The organism is Allomuricauda sp. ANG21, from assembly GCF_040705235.1.
Lineage (GTDB): Bacteria > Bacteroidota > Bacteroidia > Flavobacteriales > Flavobacteriaceae > Flagellimonas > Flagellimonas marina.
The window spans coordinates 476,578-495,688 of record NZ_JBFCVT010000001.1 but is presented as its reverse complement, the minus strand read 5'-3'; the positions used below and the strand labels follow the sequence as shown (position 1 = coordinate 495,688).

16 protein-coding genes are annotated in these 19,111 nt (G+C 41.8%); 12 read left to right on the top strand and 4 right to left on the bottom strand.

Annotated features, from left to right (window positions below; genetic code table 11):
- Positions 1–231: 231 nt before the first annotated feature.
- Entirely contained in the window at positions 232–1,029 is a 798-nt protein-coding gene (locus tag AB1A65_RS02330) for a hypothetical protein (RefSeq protein ID WP_366585221.1), read from the bottom strand.
- A gap of 90 nt (positions 1,030–1,119) precedes the next feature.
- On the opposite strand from AB1A65_RS02330, the gene AB1A65_RS02325 reads away from it, so the two are divergent.
- The 9 genes from AB1A65_RS02325 to AB1A65_RS02285 all read left to right on the top strand — a co-directional run bounded on the left by AB1A65_RS02325 (position 1,120) and on the right by AB1A65_RS02285 (position 11,435).
- Positions 1,120–1,968, top strand: coding sequence for a helix-turn-helix domain-containing protein (locus AB1A65_RS02325; protein ID WP_366585219.1), 849 nt, complete (start codon positions 1,120–1,122; stop codon positions 1,966–1,968).
- A 99-nt stretch (positions 1,969–2,067) separates the two neighbouring features.
- Positions 2,068–3,594, top strand: coding sequence for a serine hydrolase domain-containing protein (locus AB1A65_RS02320; protein WP_366585217.1), 1,527 nt, complete (start codon positions 2,068–2,070; stop codon positions 3,592–3,594).
- 5 nt (positions 3,595–3,599) lie between these two features.
- The gene (locus AB1A65_RS02315) at positions 3,600–5,060 is read left to right on the top strand and encodes an amidohydrolase family protein (RefSeq protein ID WP_366585215.1); all 1,461 of its coding nucleotides are present in this window, start codon (positions 3,600–3,602) and stop codon (positions 5,058–5,060) included.
- 325 nt (positions 5,061–5,385) lie between these two features.
- On the top strand, positions 5,386–6,321 hold the full coding sequence (locus AB1A65_RS02310) for a DJ-1/PfpI family protein (RefSeq protein WP_366585214.1): 936 nt from the start codon (positions 5,386–5,388) through the stop codon (positions 6,319–6,321).
- 2 nt (positions 6,322–6,323) lie between these two features.
- The gene (locus AB1A65_RS02305) at positions 6,324–7,637 is read left to right on the top strand and encodes a hypothetical protein (protein ID WP_366585212.1); all 1,314 of its coding nucleotides are present in this window, start codon (positions 6,324–6,326) and stop codon (positions 7,635–7,637) included.
- A complete protein-coding gene (locus tag AB1A65_RS02300; protein WP_366585210.1) occupies positions 7,634–8,530 on the top strand; it encodes a hypothetical protein in 897 nt (298 codons plus the stop codon). The genes AB1A65_RS02305 and AB1A65_RS02300 overlap by 4 nt, the downstream gene beginning before the upstream one ends.
- A gap of 127 nt (positions 8,531–8,657) precedes the next feature.
- Positions 8,658–9,116, top strand: coding sequence for a DoxX family protein (locus AB1A65_RS02295; RefSeq protein WP_366585208.1), 459 nt, complete (start codon positions 8,658–8,660; stop codon positions 9,114–9,116).
- 259 nt (positions 9,117–9,375) lie between these two features.
- Entirely contained in the window at positions 9,376–9,765 is a 390-nt protein-coding gene (locus AB1A65_RS02290; RefSeq protein WP_366585206.1) for a response regulator, read from the top strand.
- Positions 9,766–9,983: 218 nt separating this feature from the next.
- Positions 9,984–11,435 (top strand): HAMP domain-containing sensor histidine kinase, encoded by a 1,452-nt coding sequence (locus AB1A65_RS02285; protein WP_366585204.1) that lies wholly within the window; start codon positions 9,984–9,986, stop codon positions 11,433–11,435.
- Positions 11,436–11,437: 2 nt separating this feature from the next.
- On the opposite strand, the gene AB1A65_RS02280 is transcribed toward AB1A65_RS02285, so the two are convergent.
- The 3 genes from AB1A65_RS02280 to AB1A65_RS02270 all read right to left on the bottom strand — a co-directional run bounded on the left by AB1A65_RS02280 (position 11,438) and on the right by AB1A65_RS02270 (position 14,121).
- Positions 11,438–12,382 (bottom strand): threonine/serine dehydratase, encoded by a 945-nt coding sequence (locus AB1A65_RS02280; protein ID WP_366585202.1) that lies wholly within the window; start codon positions 12,380–12,382, stop codon positions 11,438–11,440.
- A 54-nt stretch (positions 12,383–12,436) separates the two neighbouring features.
- A complete protein-coding gene (locus tag AB1A65_RS02275; protein WP_366585200.1) occupies positions 12,437–13,348 on the bottom strand; it encodes a universal stress protein in 912 nt (303 codons plus the stop codon).
- Between the two features lie 83 nt (positions 13,349–13,431).
- Positions 13,432–14,121, bottom strand: a complete 690-nt coding sequence (locus tag AB1A65_RS02270; protein ID WP_366585198.1) for a Crp/Fnr family transcriptional regulator — start codon at positions 14,119–14,121, stop codon at positions 13,432–13,434.
- A 121-nt stretch (positions 14,122–14,242) separates the two neighbouring features.
- Between AB1A65_RS02270 and AB1A65_RS02265 the strand changes: the two genes are divergently transcribed.
- The 3 genes from AB1A65_RS02265 to ccoN all read left to right on the top strand — a co-directional run bounded on the left by AB1A65_RS02265 (position 14,243) and on the right by ccoN (position 19,103).
- Positions 14,243–16,615, top strand: coding sequence for a heavy metal translocating P-type ATPase metal-binding domain-containing protein (locus tag AB1A65_RS02265; RefSeq protein WP_366585196.1), 2,373 nt, complete (start codon positions 14,243–14,245; stop codon positions 16,613–16,615).
- Between the two features lie 71 nt (positions 16,616–16,686).
- A complete protein-coding gene (gene ccoS, locus AB1A65_RS02260; RefSeq protein WP_366585194.1) occupies positions 16,687–16,896 on the top strand; it encodes a cbb3-type cytochrome oxidase assembly protein CcoS in 210 nt (69 codons plus the stop codon).
- Positions 16,897–16,898: 2 nt separating this feature from the next.
- Positions 16,899–19,103 carry a cytochrome-c oxidase, cbb3-type subunit I gene (ccoN, locus tag AB1A65_RS02255; RefSeq protein ID WP_366585192.1) on the top strand — a complete coding sequence of 735 codons (2,205 nt, stop codon included), beginning with the start codon at positions 16,899–16,901 and terminating at the stop codon, positions 19,101–19,103.
- Positions 19,104–19,111 lie beyond the last annotated feature (8 nt).

Here is a 19,111-nt window from a genome sequence, read left to right as displayed (position 1 = left end):
CTGAAGGGCTGGTTCGATGCAGGGGTGGCCTGTGTTGGACTGGGCTCGCAACTGATCAGCAAGGAAACCATCCAGAATGGGGATTTCAAAGGATTGGAGAACAATGTGCGCAAGGCATTGGCCTTGATAGCCAAGATTAGGAAAGGTGGGTGAACCAAGGGTTTTTCATGAACCTTTATGCCACTACTTCCTAAATTCCAATTACTCAGGAGTAAAATAGAGTTTTATTGCTTAGTCTTTGAACCAGTAGTATGTTCCAAAGGCTTTGGGGTCAAAAACCTTGTCATCTAAACTTGGGTGTAGGTCAATATCGTTGTAACGTTCTGTTTGAATGAGGTGCCCATCCACATGAAACTCAATCCAAGTCTCCATCCAATGCCCTTCAATGTTTTTAAAGTCATCGTATTTTACCTCATAAAGCTCCCCTTGTTTGCCTTGACTGAATCTCCGAACCACATAAAGTTCCTCAGCATCCATCCATATTTGGGGCTTGCTGGTGTCATTTGGGGTGGAGCCCAAAATATAAACCGGTCTTTCCTTGTATGTGGAAGTACTGAAAATTGAAGTATCAATCCCTAAACTTTTAAGCCGTTCCAAAGTCTCGGCAGTGGAGTAATGAAAGAGGCCGCCTTCCAAAATCAAAAACTCCTGTATTTCTGGACCACTGTGTACCAAGGAATCCCCTCGGAATACATAAATACTGTCGTTCCGATTAATGTTGGCGTTCCTATTCTTGGGGTCGCCAAAATCTATTCTGAATTCTTTGGGATACCGAATGGCCTCATACCAGGTTGAAGTATTTTGCGGCTGGCCTTTTTCGTCAAAGAAAATGGTCTCTTGAACAAAGGTAAACTCAGCAATTTGGTCTTCACTTTTTTGGGTTTTAATAAAATCGACCAAGGCTTCTACCGAATCAATGGGATTTTCTTCCGTGGGTTTTTCTTTCTTGTTTTTACATGAAACCACGCAGAGCGAAATCAAAATAATAAGTAGGGCATTCCTATTTGGCATTTTTAGGGTACTTCTCATAAGCTAATGTTAAAAATGTCAAAATTAAGAAGGGCGTTGGGTAACAAATTGTACTTTTTGGACACCTGTACGGAAAAATTATGAGCTAAGATGTATTTCAAAGAGTACTATCCAGACCAATTTTTTTCAAGGTATATCGACAGTTATTTTACCGTGGATACTTCCTTGGTCTATGAGGATATCACGGATATTGTGGTGCCCGACGGAACTTTTGGACTGTTGTTCATCGATTCCCAAAATTCCATTCGGCGGAATACCTCCACAGAGGGCCCGCCCATAACCTTGAGCCGGACCAGTTTGTTTGGGCAAAAGACAAAACCGGTCAATTATTACTATTCTCCGGGCAAGACCACTTCTTTTGGAATCAAGATAAACCCAGAAGGACTGCCTTTGTTTTTGGATTACAGCTACAAAGAGCTCAAAAATCTTTTTGTAGAATTGGACGGTCTGGCGGACAAGGATTTAATGGAACTGGAGGAGCAGGTCTTTGAACAACCCTATGTGCAGGGTAAAATCAAGGTTGTGGAAACGTTTCTTTTGAAGCGAATTTCCAAATTAAATTCAGAACCGGATTATCTTTTGTTTTCCGCCCTGGTGGAGCACATCAAAGCAAAAAAGGGAGAAATACGCTCCCATATGTTGGCAGCAGATTTCAACATCAACTACAAAAAGATGGAGCGTTTGTTCAAATTTTACATGGGCATTGCTCCCAAAACCTATATCCGTATTATTCGGTTCAATGCCACCATACATTTACACGGTCAACTGACCGATTTAAACCTCACCCAATTGGGTAATGAGGTAGGCTTTTTTGACCAATCTCATTTTATAAGGGAGTTTAAATCATTTTCTTCCTTGACCCCCAAGGATTTTTTCGGAAAAAAACTATCCACTTCTGAAGAAGCGCTCATGAACATCATTGCACAGCGCTGGAACTGATTTCTGTCCAATTTTTACAATTTTGAGGTGTGACTCCCGAGTAGATTTGCCTTTTGAGTTATATTTAAAGAGACAACAGCACAGCAGCAATCACCAAACATGATGGGAAGCAAAAACAAGGCAGTATTCAGGGCATTCATTACTTTTTTATTTTTTCAAACATTTGTCTATGGACAAGAATTTTATACTGAACTTGAATCGGAACTTCATGCCAAATTGAACTCGATTGTGCAGGAGAACCAACTTCCCGGAGCAACATTTTCCCTCTTGCTTGATGAGCAGCATCAAATTACCTTGGCGGCTGGTTTTTTGGATACCGAGGAAAAAGAACCCATGAAGCCAAATATCAAAATGCCTGCTGGCAGTGTAGGAAAAATTTTCTTTGCTACGGTGGCCCTAAAGATGATTGAGGAAGGAAAACTGGATTTGGAAGATAAAGTGGCTACCTTTTTGGGAAATACGGAGTGGTATCCCACTTTTCCTAATCATGCAGATATAAAAATCATCAACCTGATGAACCATACCTCGGGTTTGCCAAGACATTTGTTTCAGCCGGAATTTTTGGAAGATTTTGCAAAAGATTCCAAAAAGAAGCGAGCACCAGTAGATTGTTTTCAATCCGTTGCCAATAAAGAAGCGGTGCATCCTGTGGGGCAGGGTTGGGCCTACTCCGATACGAATTTTATCTTACTGGGATTGATTGTGGAGAAAATAACGGGTCGTGATTATTACGATTTAATTCAGGAGCAGATTCTAGTTCCCTTACAGTTAGATTTAACGGTTCCGCAGCAAAGCAATGTAATAAATGGTTTGGCGCAAGGATATGTGGGTTCCAACAATCCATTTGGTCTCCCTAAAAAGGTTTTGGATGAAAATGGGCATCTGGTTTTAGACCCTTCGTTTGAATGGGCCGGTGGTGGTTTTGTCAGCAACCCTTCGGATTTAACAAAAATGCTGAAGTTCATCCATGAAGGCGATTATCTGAATGAAGATACCAAGGCTAAACTGAAAAAAGCGGTGAACATGTCAACTGGTCAAGCCTTTGATAATGGGTATGGATTGGGAATCTTTGTTTGGGGCAAGAGGAACGATACCCGATACGGGCATTCGGGCTTCTTTCCAGGATATGTGTCGCATGTGGAGTATTCCCAAAATAAGCAATATGCCTTGGCCATTCAAGTGAACGCTGATAGTAGTTACGCCTATTTGCAGCAGTTTTTACATGACTTGGAAGAAATTGTGGACAACTACTTGGACCGAATCGATGACCATAACATCCGGCAGAATTTTAAAAGGCAGGAAGACTGTTGGAACAATTCCAATATCGAATGCTATATGGAAGCCTATGCTGTATCAGAACCCATACAAACCGCCTCTCGGGGTGGTATAACCTATGGTTATGAGAATATTATTGGCGATTATAAAAAGTACTTCCCTAAAGAGCGTATGGGTAAATTGTATTTTGACAAAATCAAAACAAGACGGTTGAGTGCAAACTTGTATTTTGTGACAGGGCGTTTCAATTTAAAATTTTCCGATAGGGAGGAACTGAGTCGAGGCTGGTTTTCCGTAAACATGAAAAAAATTAAGGGCAAATGGTACATGATCACCGACCACTCAAGTTAAACCCAATGAAGAAACTGTTATTTGCCACTGCTTTAGGTTTTCTGCTGATTTCATGCACTAAAAAGGAAACACTTTCCGGAACTATTTTGGTTGAAAACGTATCTATTGTTGATGTGGAGACCGGGGAATTGCTTCCCAATCAAAATGTGTTGATTCAAGGTGATACCATTTTGGATATTAGAACAGCAGATGGCAATGTGGATTATGAAGTCGGTACCGTAATTGAAGCAGAAGGCAAATTTTTGATTCCGGGATTATGGGACATGCATACCCACCCAGATGACCCAGAGGTTTGGCGGATGAATCCTAAACAGGAGGAAAAAGACCGATTGATGCCCTTATTTGTAGTGAATGGGGTAACGGGTATTCGTGATATGGGAGGCGATATAAAATTGGTCCAACGATGGCGCAGCTTGTACAAAGAAGGAAAGCTGTGGGCTCCAAAAATCTTCGCAGGCGGCCCCTTATTAGATGGCCCAAACCCCATGTGGGACGGTTCTGTTGGGATAGATTCGCCAGAACAGGTCAAGCATGTGGTAGATTCCTTGATTGCAGAAGGAGTCGATTTTCTAAAAATATATTCCCTTTTACCTAGAGAAACCTATTTGGCCGTGAGTGACTATGCCAATGAAATCGATTTTCCATTCGTGGGCCATGTGCCGTACACTGTACCTCCTTCAGAAGCCGCCCAAACCGGAATGAAAAGTCAGGAGCACCTGTTGGAAATCCTCAAAGAATGTTCTGACGCCTCAACCGAGGAATTTATGGCATCCCTTCAACCTATCGATGATCGCATTGAGCGCTCAAACCGACTTAATGATTTTAGGTTGAATACCTTCAATACTTCCAAAGCGGATTCCTTGTATGGTGTTTTCAAAAAATATAACATTTGGCATTGCCCAACATTGAGTATGTGGTATAAAAACGCATGGTACGAAAGTGAGTATCCTAAGGATAAGGAATTGGTCGCACTATTGCCACCGTATTTACGGGCATACTGGACACCGGAACATAACGACCATCTTCAGTATCGGGATAGACCCGCGTATATCAACATCAAAAAACGGTTGTACCAATTGTATTTGGATATGGTCAAAAGCATGAACCAGAAAGATGTTATGCTTTTGGCAGGTACTGATGTTGGAGCCAACCCCTTGTGCCATCCTGGTGTTGGCCTTCATAATGAATTGGAAGCGCTCACCGATGCTGGATTGACCCCGGCAGAAGCACTTAAAACCGCTACCATAAATCCTGCTTTGTTTTTTGAGATTCAAGAAGAATATGGAACGGTGTCCCAAGGAAAAATAGCAGATTTGGTTTTGCTCAATGCCAATCCTCTGGAGGACATCAACCATATACGAAAAATTGATTTGGTCATTAGGGATGGGCAGGTGATTGATTCGGCCAAAATCGCCGAGATTAAGAATTCCATCAAAGCGGAAAATGCATATCCTTGGAGGGAATAGGTTGATACTTCGGAAAAGCTGTTCACAGCATTAGAATATGTTGTTAATGAAGGGTTAATGTCCAAATTATACAATTTAGAGTAGTATATGGGTAGTAAGTTGGTCGGAAATAATTTCTATCAACATGTTAAAAAACGTGCTTTTTATTTGCATACTGGGTGTTTTTCTTGCCACCTATTCTCAAAGCTCCCCCCAAATCCAAATCCCAAAATATAGTGTGCAGTATGTCTGTCCGCCCTGTGGGTGTTCCAAAGATGGTCAATGGTTTGATGCACCTGCAATTTGCAGCGAATGTAATATGGCGTACACCTCTCAATTAAGAGGTATGGAAGATAAACCGAGAAACACGATTTCTAGAAAGACGGCGGCCATTGTATTGTTTAATGGTGCGGACATTATGGATGTTACCGGACCGATGTCGGTATTTGAACATGCTGGATTTAATGTTATCACTGTCGCAAAAAATACCGAGGCAAAGGCAATAGGAATGTATATGAGGTTGTCCCCCGATTATACTTTTGCCAATCTTCCACAAGTAGATATAATAATGGTACCTGGAGGCGGGGCGGCAGAATCCAATCAAGATATGGAGATTGTGCAATGGTTAAAAGAAAGAGCAGGTGAAACGGATACTATGTTTTCCGTATGTAGTGGTGCATTTTTTTTAGGATTGGCGGGATTGCTGGATGGTAACGAGGCTACCACCTTTGCTTCACTCATACCAAACCTTAAAGCACAGTTTCCCAATGCCAAGGTTTTGAATGATGTAAAATATACCAACAATGGGCACGTCATTACGTCATCTGGACTCTCTTCCGGAATAGATGCTTCTTTTGAAGTAGTTGCCAAATATTATGGGGTTGGACGAGCCCAAGATGTGGCCAATAGAATGGAATATCCTTGGAAGCGCAAGCAGGATTATGCGCGGTCTCAATTGGCGGACAACTTTATCCTTAGTATGGGAGATTTGGTAAGGCGTTTTGCCACAAAATATCATTTTTCTGAGGGTGACATGACCACTTGGGAATATAAATACCTGCTTTGGGAGGGAGTGGATATTGACGAGTTTATGAAATTCATGGGGAATGAATTTCAAAAGCTTCCTGAATTTACTTTGGAAAAAGAGACCCCTAAAGAGTTGATTGGAGAATACACCCATCCTGTTTTGGGAAGAGGTCAGGTGGAATTGATTTTGCAAAGTACTGACGAGGGTGTCGAAGCTTCGGTTCGGGCAAGAAGGAAGCAACCCTATAATTTTTAAAAATGGGAAAAAGCTCAAAGATTTGTATCAGTGGATTTCTTTTTGTGCTGTTGGGATGTTTGGGAAAGGCGCAGACCTCTCCTGAGTTTGTCAATTTGGATTCTTCAAAGGATATTCTTCCGGGGAAAAATGTTGCCATTCCATCTCAATTTGAGACTTATCCCTTGGTAGAACCCACTATTATTTCCCACCCAAATGATAACAACTATCTCCTTGCGGCCGCTATGGTAGTTACGGATAACAATGACCCGTACCAGAGTTGTAGATTGTCCAGTTTTGTTTCAAAAGATGGGGGCCAAACATGGAAAGAAACTGCACATAACTATTGGGGGTATGATCCATGGGTGGCGTTATTGACCAACGGGAAAGCGGCCTTGAGTTGGTTGGGAACCCCTAACAGTTTTAAAGGTCAATTTCCTTTGGCCATTTTTACTTCAAATAATGGCGGGGAAAATTGGGATTCATCGGTAGAGGTGTTTTCTGGTTTGGGCCATGGACATGATGGAACAAAATTGGTGGGGCACAAGGATGCATTTTATCTGACTACAGTACAATTCAATACCAATATGGGAGCTGATGTAGTGCTTTATGAGTCCAAAAACAATGCGGGATTTAAGAAAGTGGCCACTATTGATGGGCAAGGAAGGCGACTCAACTTTTGTGAACCGGCCATTCTCACCAATGGCAGGGTAGTGGTACCCACCATGCATGGCCAAGGAAAAATTTGGACCAACATCTATAACCCCAAAACCCAAGAAATGTCAGAACGCTACGTGGTGTCCCATAATCCAAAACTGGGAAGGGGGTACGCTAGAATGGCTTCGGATGTGGGTGCACAATCAAAATTTACTGATAGAATTTATTTTGTCAGGGCCGTGGCCGATGGGTCAAGTAGTCAAGGCGTTTGGTTGAACTATTCCATGGATGAAGGAAAAACATGGACATCAGAAAAAAGAGTGGACCTTTTTAACAATGGCAGGCCAAGTAAGGCCAATGTGCCCAGTGTGGCTGTAAACAAAGACGGGGTGGTCGGAATTTCTTGGGTTGATGGACAACATTCCGACGACCAGAAATCGTATGATGTCTATTTTTCCATATCCAAGGATGGCGGGGAGCGTTTTCAACGTCCAGTTAGAATAACCGAAGTCAGTTCCAACCCACGAACCGAAGACAATGCCGATGTGGCCAACAAATTTATTGGAGGGGGGCATTATTTGGGGTTAACGGCCAAACCAGATGGTAGCTTTCAATTGATCTGGAGTGATAGCAGGACAGGAATGTTCAAGCTTCAGACCTGTAATGTGAAAATTAAATGAGACTGATTGTTGTTTTGGTGTGTTTTTTTCTTGGATTCTCTGGATGGGCACAAGCATTTCAACCCTTTCCAGAAAATCATAATCGATTAGTACAAGGGATTGATTTTTCTTCAGACGGAAAAGTATTGTACATGGCGTTTCCCCATAAAGAAAGATTACAACAATTAGGGGTTCCCGATGTTGAAGATTCCCCCAGATTGGCCTTATATCATTCAATAAAAACAAAAAATGGATGGGGAGAACCTATACTTTTAAAGATTTCGGGAAAATACAAAGATTATCAACCGTCTATTTCCCCCAAGGGAAATATACTTTTCTTTAACTCCAATAGGTCTTTGCCCGGTAATCAAACCCATGAAAAGAACAACATCTGGTATTCTAAATTTGAAGATGGGGGTTGGGGACAACCACAAAGCTTGTACAAAATCAATACTCCGGATGAAGAACAGTCATATACAGCAATGGCGGAAAATGGGAAACTCATTTATACTGCGGAGGTAATCCAAAATGGTAGACCGCACTTTGCTTTATTTGAAACCGTTTTTGAAGGTAGTGCTACCGAAATTGGAAAGGTCATGGAGTTTCCGGGATTTAACAAAAATGTTTCCGACCCTTGGATTTCCCCAAACGGAGATTATTTAATTTTCACGGGTTTTGATTTAGAGGATTGGCAGAACACATGTAACCTCTATGTTTCCTTTAATGAGGATGGAAAATGGACTATGCCAAAGGAGATAGAGGAATTGAACAGTAAAGGACCCGACTTTTCACCCACAGTATCACGTAATGGGAAATGGATATTCTACCGCAAAAATTATGAATTCCAACAACGGCACTTTAAAAAAATACTAAAAGGATATTCTAGAAAGCGTACGGAAGATAGTGTCCAATAAATACAATTTTAGTTTGTTCTACAATACTATTTTTCCTTAATAATCAAACTCTTGGTTGGTTGATTGCTTGATTGCTGATTGCCCGTTTATCCAAGTAGACGGGCTTTTTTTTGGTTAAATAGACGATATGAATGGTATTTTAAAAAAGGTTTTGGCCACTGATATGGATGTCACGCCAACCATCTTACGTATTGTTTTGGGATGTGTCATCTTCGCCCATGGAGTGCAAAAACTATTTGGCATTTGGGGCGGGCATGGCCCGACATGGACTGTTGAGGCATGGAAACAATGGTGGGGCGTGCCCTCTTTCTTAACATACACTGTAATTGGTATTGAATCATTTGGAGCCGTTCTGCTCATTCTTGGTTTGCTCACTCGTATTTGGGCATTCTTGATTGGGGCAGTCATGCTGGTAGCGGTTTATCTGGTTCATCTTCACTGGGGGTTTTACATGAACTGGTATATGCAGCCCCAAACTGGCGAAGGGTTTGAATATCACATTTTGGTTTTGTCTATTGTGGTTGTTCTTATGGTAAAGGGTGGAGGACGGTGGTCCGTAGATGGATTGCTACACCAAAAGTTGTAAACTGCCCTTGAAAAATACGGTAAACTTCTATTTCCAGTTTGGCTCTTGGAACTAAAATTTTATTTAAAAACAGAGGTTGAAGAAAAAAATGTAAGAAAAGAATTACTTTACATAATAAAAGATGTGGTATTATCGTCTTATTTACAATAAGAAACCATAAATGATGTTTCAATTAATTGATAAAAATCAATTTTTTAGTCATTTTAGTATATCTTTAAAAGAGCAATTAGCTTAAAAAACCATATCAACTAGACTTATTATGTACAAGGAAATTTATTTGGTCGATGATGAGGACCTTGTAAACACAGTGAATGCAATCCATTTCAGAAGAATGGGAATGGAAGACAAACTCAAGAGTTTTACAAACCCCGAACTAGCCCTTGACGACCTCAGATTTAGAGATAACCCGAATACAAAAACATTAATTCTTCTCGACATTAATATGCCGGAAATGAGCGGATTCGAATTTTTGGAATTCATGCTTTTGGAAGATTTTCCAGAGACCAATGAAGTGCTGCTGGTTACATCTTCCGAATCTGATGAAGACAGGGAAGAAGCCAAGAAATACGAAAAATACGTTAAGGAATTTATCACAAAACCATTGCGTATTGAGCATTTGGAAGACTACCTTCAAGGTTCGTACACTTAGGTTTGGTTGACCGCATCCAAATCACCTAGATGTTAATCAATTTCAGTTGTTTTTAGATTTTGTCCATAATGCCATAAAAAAAAGTGTTTTTTTAGGATATTTGATTACATCTTTAGGTCAAACTAAAGATTAAAGCAAAAAAAACTATTTTTTAGGTCTTGTTGGCAAATTGTTCCCCTTTGCAACATGCTATATTGGTAGTAGAAAAGTTTGTAACGGTGAAAACAAAGCAGGTTAGAGTACAGAATACAATTGAAATTGTTGAGGATGGTCGTGATGTGGTCTGGGCGATGGACAAGGATTTCCACTTAACAACATTCAACCATTCGTTTCGGGAAAAGTTTAAGGAGGAGCTGGGTAGTGAGCCCCAAGTTGGGATGAATTTGCGACCTGTTTATAAAGAATCCATTTTTTTTAGTTCTTGTGCCAAAGGGTGTGAGCGCGCATTGAATAGCAATGCCACCACAGCCAAACACACTGTGGAGCAAAGTGGAACTACCCGTGTGAACGAATTTGCATTTCAGCCATATATGGACAAATCCGGTGCAATAATGGGCTGTTGCATCTGGCAAAAAGATGTGACCCAAGAAGTTGAGAATATTCAGCGACTGGAGGAAAGTGAAAAAAAATACGGAGAGGTCCAAGAAATAACCAATGTGGGCCATTGGAGCTGGGATATGTTGAAAAATGAGATAACTTGGTCCGATCAACTTTTCAGCATCTTTGGGCAAGTGCCTGGCGAGTTTGAAGCTACATACGAAGCCCTAATGGAAATCATACATCCGGAGGACCGACAAATTTTTAATGAAGATGTTGAGCGGTGCATTAAAAAAAATGTGATGCACGATATTGTCCATAGAATTGTTATCAATGAGGGTGAAGTGCGCTATGTGCACCAAAAAGGGAAGGCTTATTATGATGAGGAAAAAAAGCCGTATCGTGTGTCCGGGACCACACAAGATGTAACCAAGGATGTGCAGGCCAATCAGCAGATTGTGCAACAGAACAACGAACTACAAAACTTTGTGCGAATCATCTCCCACAATCTCCGTGGACCCATTTCAAACTTGCTCATGCTTTCAAAAATATATGAATGGGGCAAGGATGAGGAGAATGATGATATTGTTAGGAAAATTGAAAATACCACGGAGGCGCTAGACCAAACCATTAAGGACCTCAACCTTTCATTATCCATGAAGAACACCGATAAGGAAAGATTCAGACAGGTTAGGTTGGCCGAGGTAATAAAGGATGTGGATGTGTTGCTTTCTGAGGAAGTGTCCAAAACCCAGGCGGTAATCCGTACAGATTTCTCACAAGTGGAATCCATTTTGGGACTCAAAAGCTATTTTGTCAACATTTTCTACAACCTTATCATGAATTCCATAAAATACCAACAAGAAGGGTTGTCGCCGTTGATTACCATTTTTAGCCAAAAGGTGGAGGATGGTGTAATTTTGAGTATTTCGGACAATGGTATTGGCATTGAACTGACACCGGAAAAGGAAAGGAAGATTTTTGATATGTACGGCAGACTCAGCGGGACTACGGATGGTAAAGGATTAGGTCTTTATTTGGTCAAGACCCAAGTGGAGGCCATGGATGGAAAAATTTCCGTGCAAAGTACCAAAGGTGATGGAACCACCTTTACAATGCATTTCCCCAAATAGTATCAGTTCTTGTTGAAAGGCAAATGATTTAAATCAACATTGCCACCAGAAATAATGATTCCAATCTTTTTATCCGTTAACTGATTTTTCTCCTTGAGCACAGCGGCAAAAGCAACGGCGCTAGAGGGTTCACAGACAATTTTTAAACGTTCCCAGAGCAATCGCATCGCTGCTACAATTTCTTCCTCAGTCACCCTTATAATTTGCTCCACATGTTGCTGAATGATGGGAAAATTTCGATCACCCAATTGTGTTTTAAGCCCATCTGCAATAGTATTTATGCTTGCATTGGTCTCTATGTGCCCGCTTTGTAATGAGCGATATGCATCATCCACTTCAAAAGGTTCTGCGCCAATCGTCTTACAGGATTTTCCAAAGTAATGGACGGCAAGAGCAGTCCCGGCAATCAATCCACCTCCACCAACTGGGGTTACTACATAATCCAAATCAGGATATACTTCCAATAATTCCATGCAGGCGGTACCTTGGCCTAAAATAACATCATCATCATTGGAGGGGTGTATAAAAGTGGCACCCTTCTCTTCTTCTATTTGTTTGGATGCCTGCTCACGAGCTTCCAACGTAGGTTCGCATTCCATCACAAAGCCGCCATACCCTTTTACCGCATTTATCTTTACCTGCGGCGCGGAGTTGGGCATAACAATATAGGCTTTAACTCCTAAGTTTTGGGCAGCCAAGGATAGCGCTTGGGCAAAATTTCCGGAAGAATGGGTGACTACTCCGTTTTGCTTTTGTGCTTCGGAAAGTTGCATAATGGCATTGGCGGCCCCGCGCATTTTAAAAGCCCCCATTCGCTGAAAGTTTTCACACTTAAAATAAAGTGAACATCCCACCATGGTGTCGATAAGACGAGAAGTTAAAGCAGGGGTGTTATGGATAAATGGTTTTATCCTATGATGACTATCAATGAGTTGCTGTTTGTCCATGAAGAATCCGTATCCTTATTTTCAAGAGCATAAAGATAGGAACCCTTTCGTTAATTAAGAGGAATGGTATGTCTGTTCATGTACCTCATCATCTTCGCTGGGAGAAACCCCTTCCATCCCCAATTCTGGAATTACGAATAACGGTATTTGCGTATGAAAAGCGGTTCTTTTTACAATGGGCTCCCGGGTCATTTTTTCCATATAGCCATGCTGATAGTTGAGCAGGGCCAGCAAATGGATGTCCAACTCCTTGGAGAAAATTTCCAAGGTTTGTGAAACAGAATGGATTTCTGAAACGGTGTGCACGTAATGTTCCACATCTTTTAAATACCTGCGCAACATGTTGAGGTTGAACTGTTGTAGTTCAGTCAGGGCCTTTATGCCATATTGCACATGCACAATCCGTATGCTAGCGTTGAACATGTTGGCCATTTCTATTAAGGGAATAAGCTCCGAAGTGGTATAAAAACGATTAAAATCCGTAGCAAATGCAATTTCTGACGGGGTGATGAACTCGAAATGGCGGGGTATCGCCAAAACAGGACATTTTTTGGTGTTCTTAATAATCCGGACCGTATTGCTGCCCATAAAAACCTCATCTATGCCCGAGGCACCCTTAGTGCCGGTGACCACCAAATGGATTCCCAAAGAATCCACAAGGCTCTTAACTTCTTCAACCAATAGATTAAATGAGGAAACGGTCTCAAAGTTATGGTTTGGATTCCCATATTTGCTCTTTATTCGGTCTACCGTTTTTTTTAGACTTCTCTCCGAGGCATCCCTTACGGCATCAACAATGCGCTCACCGTCAATCATTTTGGCCATGAACCTACTGCTTGGAATTACGGGCGTGTACGTATTGAGCAGGTAAAATGTACAACGCTTATTGTGAAACAATTGCATGGTGTAATCAATGGCATTCCATGCATTTTCCGAGAAATCTGTAGGGATTAAAATCTTTTGCATCTAACTAAGATTAAGATGCTATAAAATTACTGCTATGCCCAAGGGAATTCTATGACAATTATCAGCTTTTGAAAATAGATGCTTTAAAAGCCCTCAACGAGCTCCTTAAGTTTGCGCTCATCTTTGATACCGATTTTCTTGCCAGAGGTGTGAATCACCCCTTTTTTCTTGAATTCAGAGATGATTCTGATGGCAGATTCAGTGGCCGTTCCCACCACATTGGAAATATCCTCTCTTGAAAGGGTCAGGGCCAAAAAACCATCCTCGTCTTCACCAAAGTTGTTTTTGAGATAAAGGAAAGCCTCTGCAATACGTTGCTTAACGGTCTTTTGTGAGATGTTGACAATAACATCGTCGGCCTCCTTAAGATCGTGGGCCATGTGGCGCAATACTTCCAAAGTAAAATTGGGATTGGATTGAAGGGTATGGGTAATGCTATCCTTTGGAATAAAACAGACCTCCATATCGCTAACAGCAATGGCAGAGAGATTGGTGACTTCTTCCGAGATTACAGATCGTTGCCCCATTACTTCACCTTTAGATGCCAGTTTTACAATCTGGTCCTTGCCATTGGCACTCAGTTTGGAAAGTTTGGAAACTCCATTCCGAACACAATACACCCCATTAAGTTTGTCGCCCTCTTCAAAAAGTGGTTGCCCCTTCTTAATGATCTTGGTGGTCTTGGAATCGGAAACCTTTTTAAGTTCCTCCTTGCTCATGGCCCGTAAGGAATTAAATTGTCGAACAATACAATTCTCACATCTACTTTCCATAACTGACTTTAATTTACCTGACACTACAAATGTAGGGGTAATCCCTTGATTAAAAACTGATAAATGTCATGTTTTCAGAGAGAAGACTATTGCACATTTGTGCAAGGTAAAGCAAATGTAAATGACAAATATAAGCTGTTATCATTGTGGAGATGACTGCGGAAGAAATGTGGTGCAGTTTGATGAGAAGGACTTTTGTTGCAACGGTTGCAAGTCCGTTTATGAGATTTTTACGTCCAATGGTCTCTCTGCCTTTTATGATATAGAGGCCAAAGCAGGGAATTCACCCCATGAAGTTCAAAAAAAATATGATTTTCTGGACAACCAGGAAATTGTGGAACAGCTGGTGGAATTCAATGAAGAAGGGATGCAAGTGGTAAGCCTAAGTATTCCATCCATTCATTGTAGTTCCTGTATTTGGGTGTTGGAAAATTTAAATCAGCTCCATCCATCCATTGTAGCTTCCCAAGTTGATTTTCCCAAAAAGACCATTCGCGCTACCTACAAAACAGATGGTTTTTCACTAAAAGCCCTGGTGCTGCTCTTGGGGAGCATTGGATATGAACCTAACATTTCGTTGGATAGTTATGCCAAGCAGGAAAAGAAGTTGGATCGCTCCCTGATCTATAAATTGGGCGTGGCGGGATTCGCTTTTGGAAACGTTATGTTGCTTTCATTCCCCGAATATTTTGAGGTGGAAGAATTTTGGTTGGACCAATATAAGCAGGTCTTTCGATGGTTGATGTTTGTCTTTTCCCTGCCCGTGGTCTTGTATGCGGCGCAAGATTATTTTATATCTGCCTACAAAGGATTGCGGTCCAAATTATTGAATATTGATGTGCCCATAGCCTTGGGAGTGCTCACGCTTTTTATGCGAAGTACTGTTGATATTGCCTTTGATTTGGGTTCTAGCTTTTTTGACAGCCTAACCGGATTGGTGTTTTTCTTGTTGTTGGGGAAATTCTTTCAGCAAAAAACCTATGCCTATCTCTCGTTTGAGAGGGACTACAAATCCTATTTTCCCATTGCTGTAACCAGACTGAACCACGGTGGGAAGGAAGAGAACGTACAGATTTACAAAATTGAGAAAGGCGATAGAATCCTGGTCAGGAACCAAGAGATCATTCCCGTGGATTGTGTGTTGGTAAAGGGCACCGCTGAAGTGGACTACAGTTTTGTCACCGGGGAAGCCCAAGCCATTTTTAAAGAACCGGGCGATAAACTTTTTGCAGGCGGCAAACAATTGTCTGGAGTTTTAGAGGTTGAGGTGTTAAAATCCGTTTCCCAAAGCTATCTAACGCAATTATGGGGGAATTCCGTTTTCACAAAAGATAAGGCAAGTCAATTTCAAACCATTACGGATAGCATAGGCAAACGGTTTACCATAGCCGTGTTGAGTATTGCCTTTTTGGCAGCGATTTTCTGGCTTTTTCATGACCCTAGCTTGGCCTTGAACGTCTTTACGGCGGTTTTGATCATTGCTTGTCCTTGTGCCATAGCGTTGGCTGCCCCATTTACGCTGGGAAATATGGTCCGCATCTTTGGAAAGTACAAATTCTACCTCAAAAACACCAATGTTCTGGAGCGATTGTCCAAAATTGATGCCGCTATTTTTGATAAAACCGGAACCTTGACCACCAATCAGAAGGATGCCATCTTTTATGAAGGTATGGAATTGACCGATACTGAAACAGCTTTGCTGAAAACTACCCTAAGGGCCTCGAACCATCCGTTGAGTCGTTCCTTGTATGACATTTTAAAGTCCAATGCCATCATGACGCTGGATGAATTCCAAGAACATACCGGAAAGGGCATTGAGGGAAGAGCGAAACAACATTCCATAAAAGTAGGTTCTGCAGCCTATGTGGGCAGTAAAACATCCAGCTCTTTAACGAATACCGAGGTCTATGTAAGCTCGGATGAAGATATAAAAGGCCGTTTTGTGTTCAAGAACAACTATCGGGATGGGTTGAAAGAGGTATTTGATCAATTGGGCAATAAAATGGAATTGGGCATCCTTTCTGGCGATAACGATGGGGAAAGGGCACAATTGCAGGGCATATTCCCAAGCAATACCCGGATGCTCTTCAACCAAAAGCCAGAGGATAAGTTAGAACACATTCAAGAGTTACAGAAGAACCATAACGTGCTTATGGTGGGTGATGGATTGAACGATGCCGGCGCCTTGGCGCAGAGCGATGTGGGGGTGGCTGTTTCGGAAAATGTGAACGTCTTTTCCCCGGCCTGTGATGGTATACTGGATGCATCCAACTTTACCAAGCTGCCCACTTTCTTGGAACTGTCTCAAAAGTCCATGAAAATCATAAAAATGAGTTTCCTTTTTTCATTGTGCTACAACCTCGTGGGACTCTATTTTGCTGTAACCGGTCAGTTGCAGCCCGTCATTGCAGCCATTTTGATGCCCTTGAGTTCCATTAGTATTGTGGTGTTTACAACGCTTTGTACCAATTTTTTAGGAAAACGATTAAAATAATTAGAAAGCTGATATATGTCATTTTTTTCACCAGATCACCACAGTAGATTTACCCCGAAATTCAAACAGGTATGAGTGTCATTTATGTGTTATTGGCCATAAGTATATCGGTGGCCTTAGTCTTTTTTGCTGTCTTTGTCCTATCGGTCAAAAGTGGACAGTACGACGACACCTATACTCCTTCAGTTAGAATGCTTTTTGATGATGAATTGGTTGACAAGGCCGATACACCGGAAAAGAGTACTAAAAGAATCAAACAAACGAAAAGTACAAACCAATAAATATGGAAATTCAACAGTTCCACTACGATAACAAAATCGTTCAAAAGTTCCTATACGCCACCATGCTCTGGGGTATTGTAGGTATGTCGGTTGGCCTTTTGCTGGCCTTTATGTTTTTATTCCCCAATATTACGGATGGCATTTCATGGTTAAGTTTTGGTCGCTTGCGACCCTTACATACCAATGCGGTCATCTTTGCCTTTGTGGGTAACGCCATTTTTGCCGGGGTGTATTATTCTCTTCAGCGATTGCTAAAGGCCCGGATGTTCAGCGATGTGCTTAGTAACATCAATTTCTGGGGATGGCAGTTGATCATTGTGGCTGCGGCCATTACCTTGCCGTTGGGGTACACTACATCCAAAGAATATGCTGAATTGGAGTGGCCCATAGACTTGGCCATTGCAGTGGTTTGGGTAGTCTTTGGTTGGAACATGATCGGAACCATTTTAAAACGTAGGCAGCGGCACCTCTACGTGGCTGTTTGGTTCTATTTGGCCACCTTTGTTACCGTAGCGGTACTGCATATTTTTAATAGCTTGGAGCTTCCAGTAACAGCTTTAAAAAGTTACTCGGTTTATGCAGGGGTACAAGATGCCTTGGTACAGTGGTGGTATGGCCACAATGCCGTGGCGTTTTTCTTGACCACACCATTCTTGGGATTGATGTACTATTTTGTGCCCAAAGCTGCCAACAGACCTATTTATTCTTATCGATTGTCCATTGTGCACTTTTGGTCATTGATTTTTATTTATATCTGGGCTGGACCCCACCACTTATTATATTCTTCGTTACCTGATTGGGCACAAAATCTAGGTGTGGTTTTCTCCATTATGTTGATAGCACCGTCTTGGGGCGGTATGATCAATGGATTATTAACGCTTAGGGGTGTTTGGGACAAAGTCCGTACCGATGCTACCTTAAAATTCATGGTAGTTGCTATCACTGGTTACGGTATGGCCACATTTGAAGGACCCATGCTTTCTTTGAAAAACGTAAACGCCATTGCCCATTTTAGTGACTGGATCATTGCCCACGTGCACGTAGGTGCTTTGGCATGGAACGGTTTCCTAACATTTGGTATGGTCTATTGGTTGGTACCAAGAATGTTCAAAACCAATCTATATTCAAAAGGATTGGCCAACTTCCATTTTTGGATTGGTACTTTGGGTATTGTGCTCTACGCGCTTCCCATGTACGTCGCCGGGTTTACCCAAGCCTTAATGTGGAAGGAATTCAACCCAGATGGAACCTTGGTATATGGCAACTTCTTGGAAACAGTGACCCAAATCATTCCTATGTACTGGATGCGGGCGATTGGAGGCAGTTTGTACATTCTGGGCATGTTCGTGCTACTTTACAATATTGTGATGACCATTCGTTCAGGAAGCAAAGTGGAAGATGAATTGGCAGAAGCCCCAGCTTTGGCAAGGGTAGCCAAAAGACGGGTGGCAGGAGAAACTTTCCATAACTGGTTGGAGAGAAAACCGGTACAATTGACCATTTTGGCCACTATTGCCATCCTTATTGGAGGTATTGTTCAAATTGTTCCAACCATTTTGGTGAAATCTAACATCCCAACCATCACCAGTGTAAAACCGTATACACCACTTGAATTGGAAGGTAGGGACTTGTATATCCGTGAAGGTTGTGTGGGATGTCACTCGCAAATGATCAGACCATTCCGAAGTGAAGTAGAGCGCTATGGTGAATACGCCAAGGCAGGAGAGTTTGTCTACGATCACCCGTTTCTATGGGGTAGTAAACGTACTGGCCCTGACTTGCTTCGGGTTGGAGGTAAATATTCAGACAATTGGCACTTAAACCATATGTATGACCCTCAAAGTACCTCGGCAGGTTCCATTATGCCAGCCTATCAATGGTTGGTTCGAAACGAGCATGATCGTAGCGGGGTTCAGGCTAAAATGCGGGCCATGGTAAAATTGGGCGTGCCGTATTCTGATGAGGACATTGCCAATGCAACACAGTCCATGGCAGAACAGGCTCAGCAGATAGAAGAGAATCTGTATACCGACCCCGAGTTTGTAAAAACGTATGAAGCTGACAAGAAATATGCGGAAGAAAACGGATTGGAATTTGTAGAAATGCGCGATCGTGAGATTGTATCATTGATTGCCTACCTACAGCGGTTGGGTACAGATATAAAGATTAAGGAAACAGGTGAACTGTTATCAGAAAATAAAGAGTAAAAAGAAAT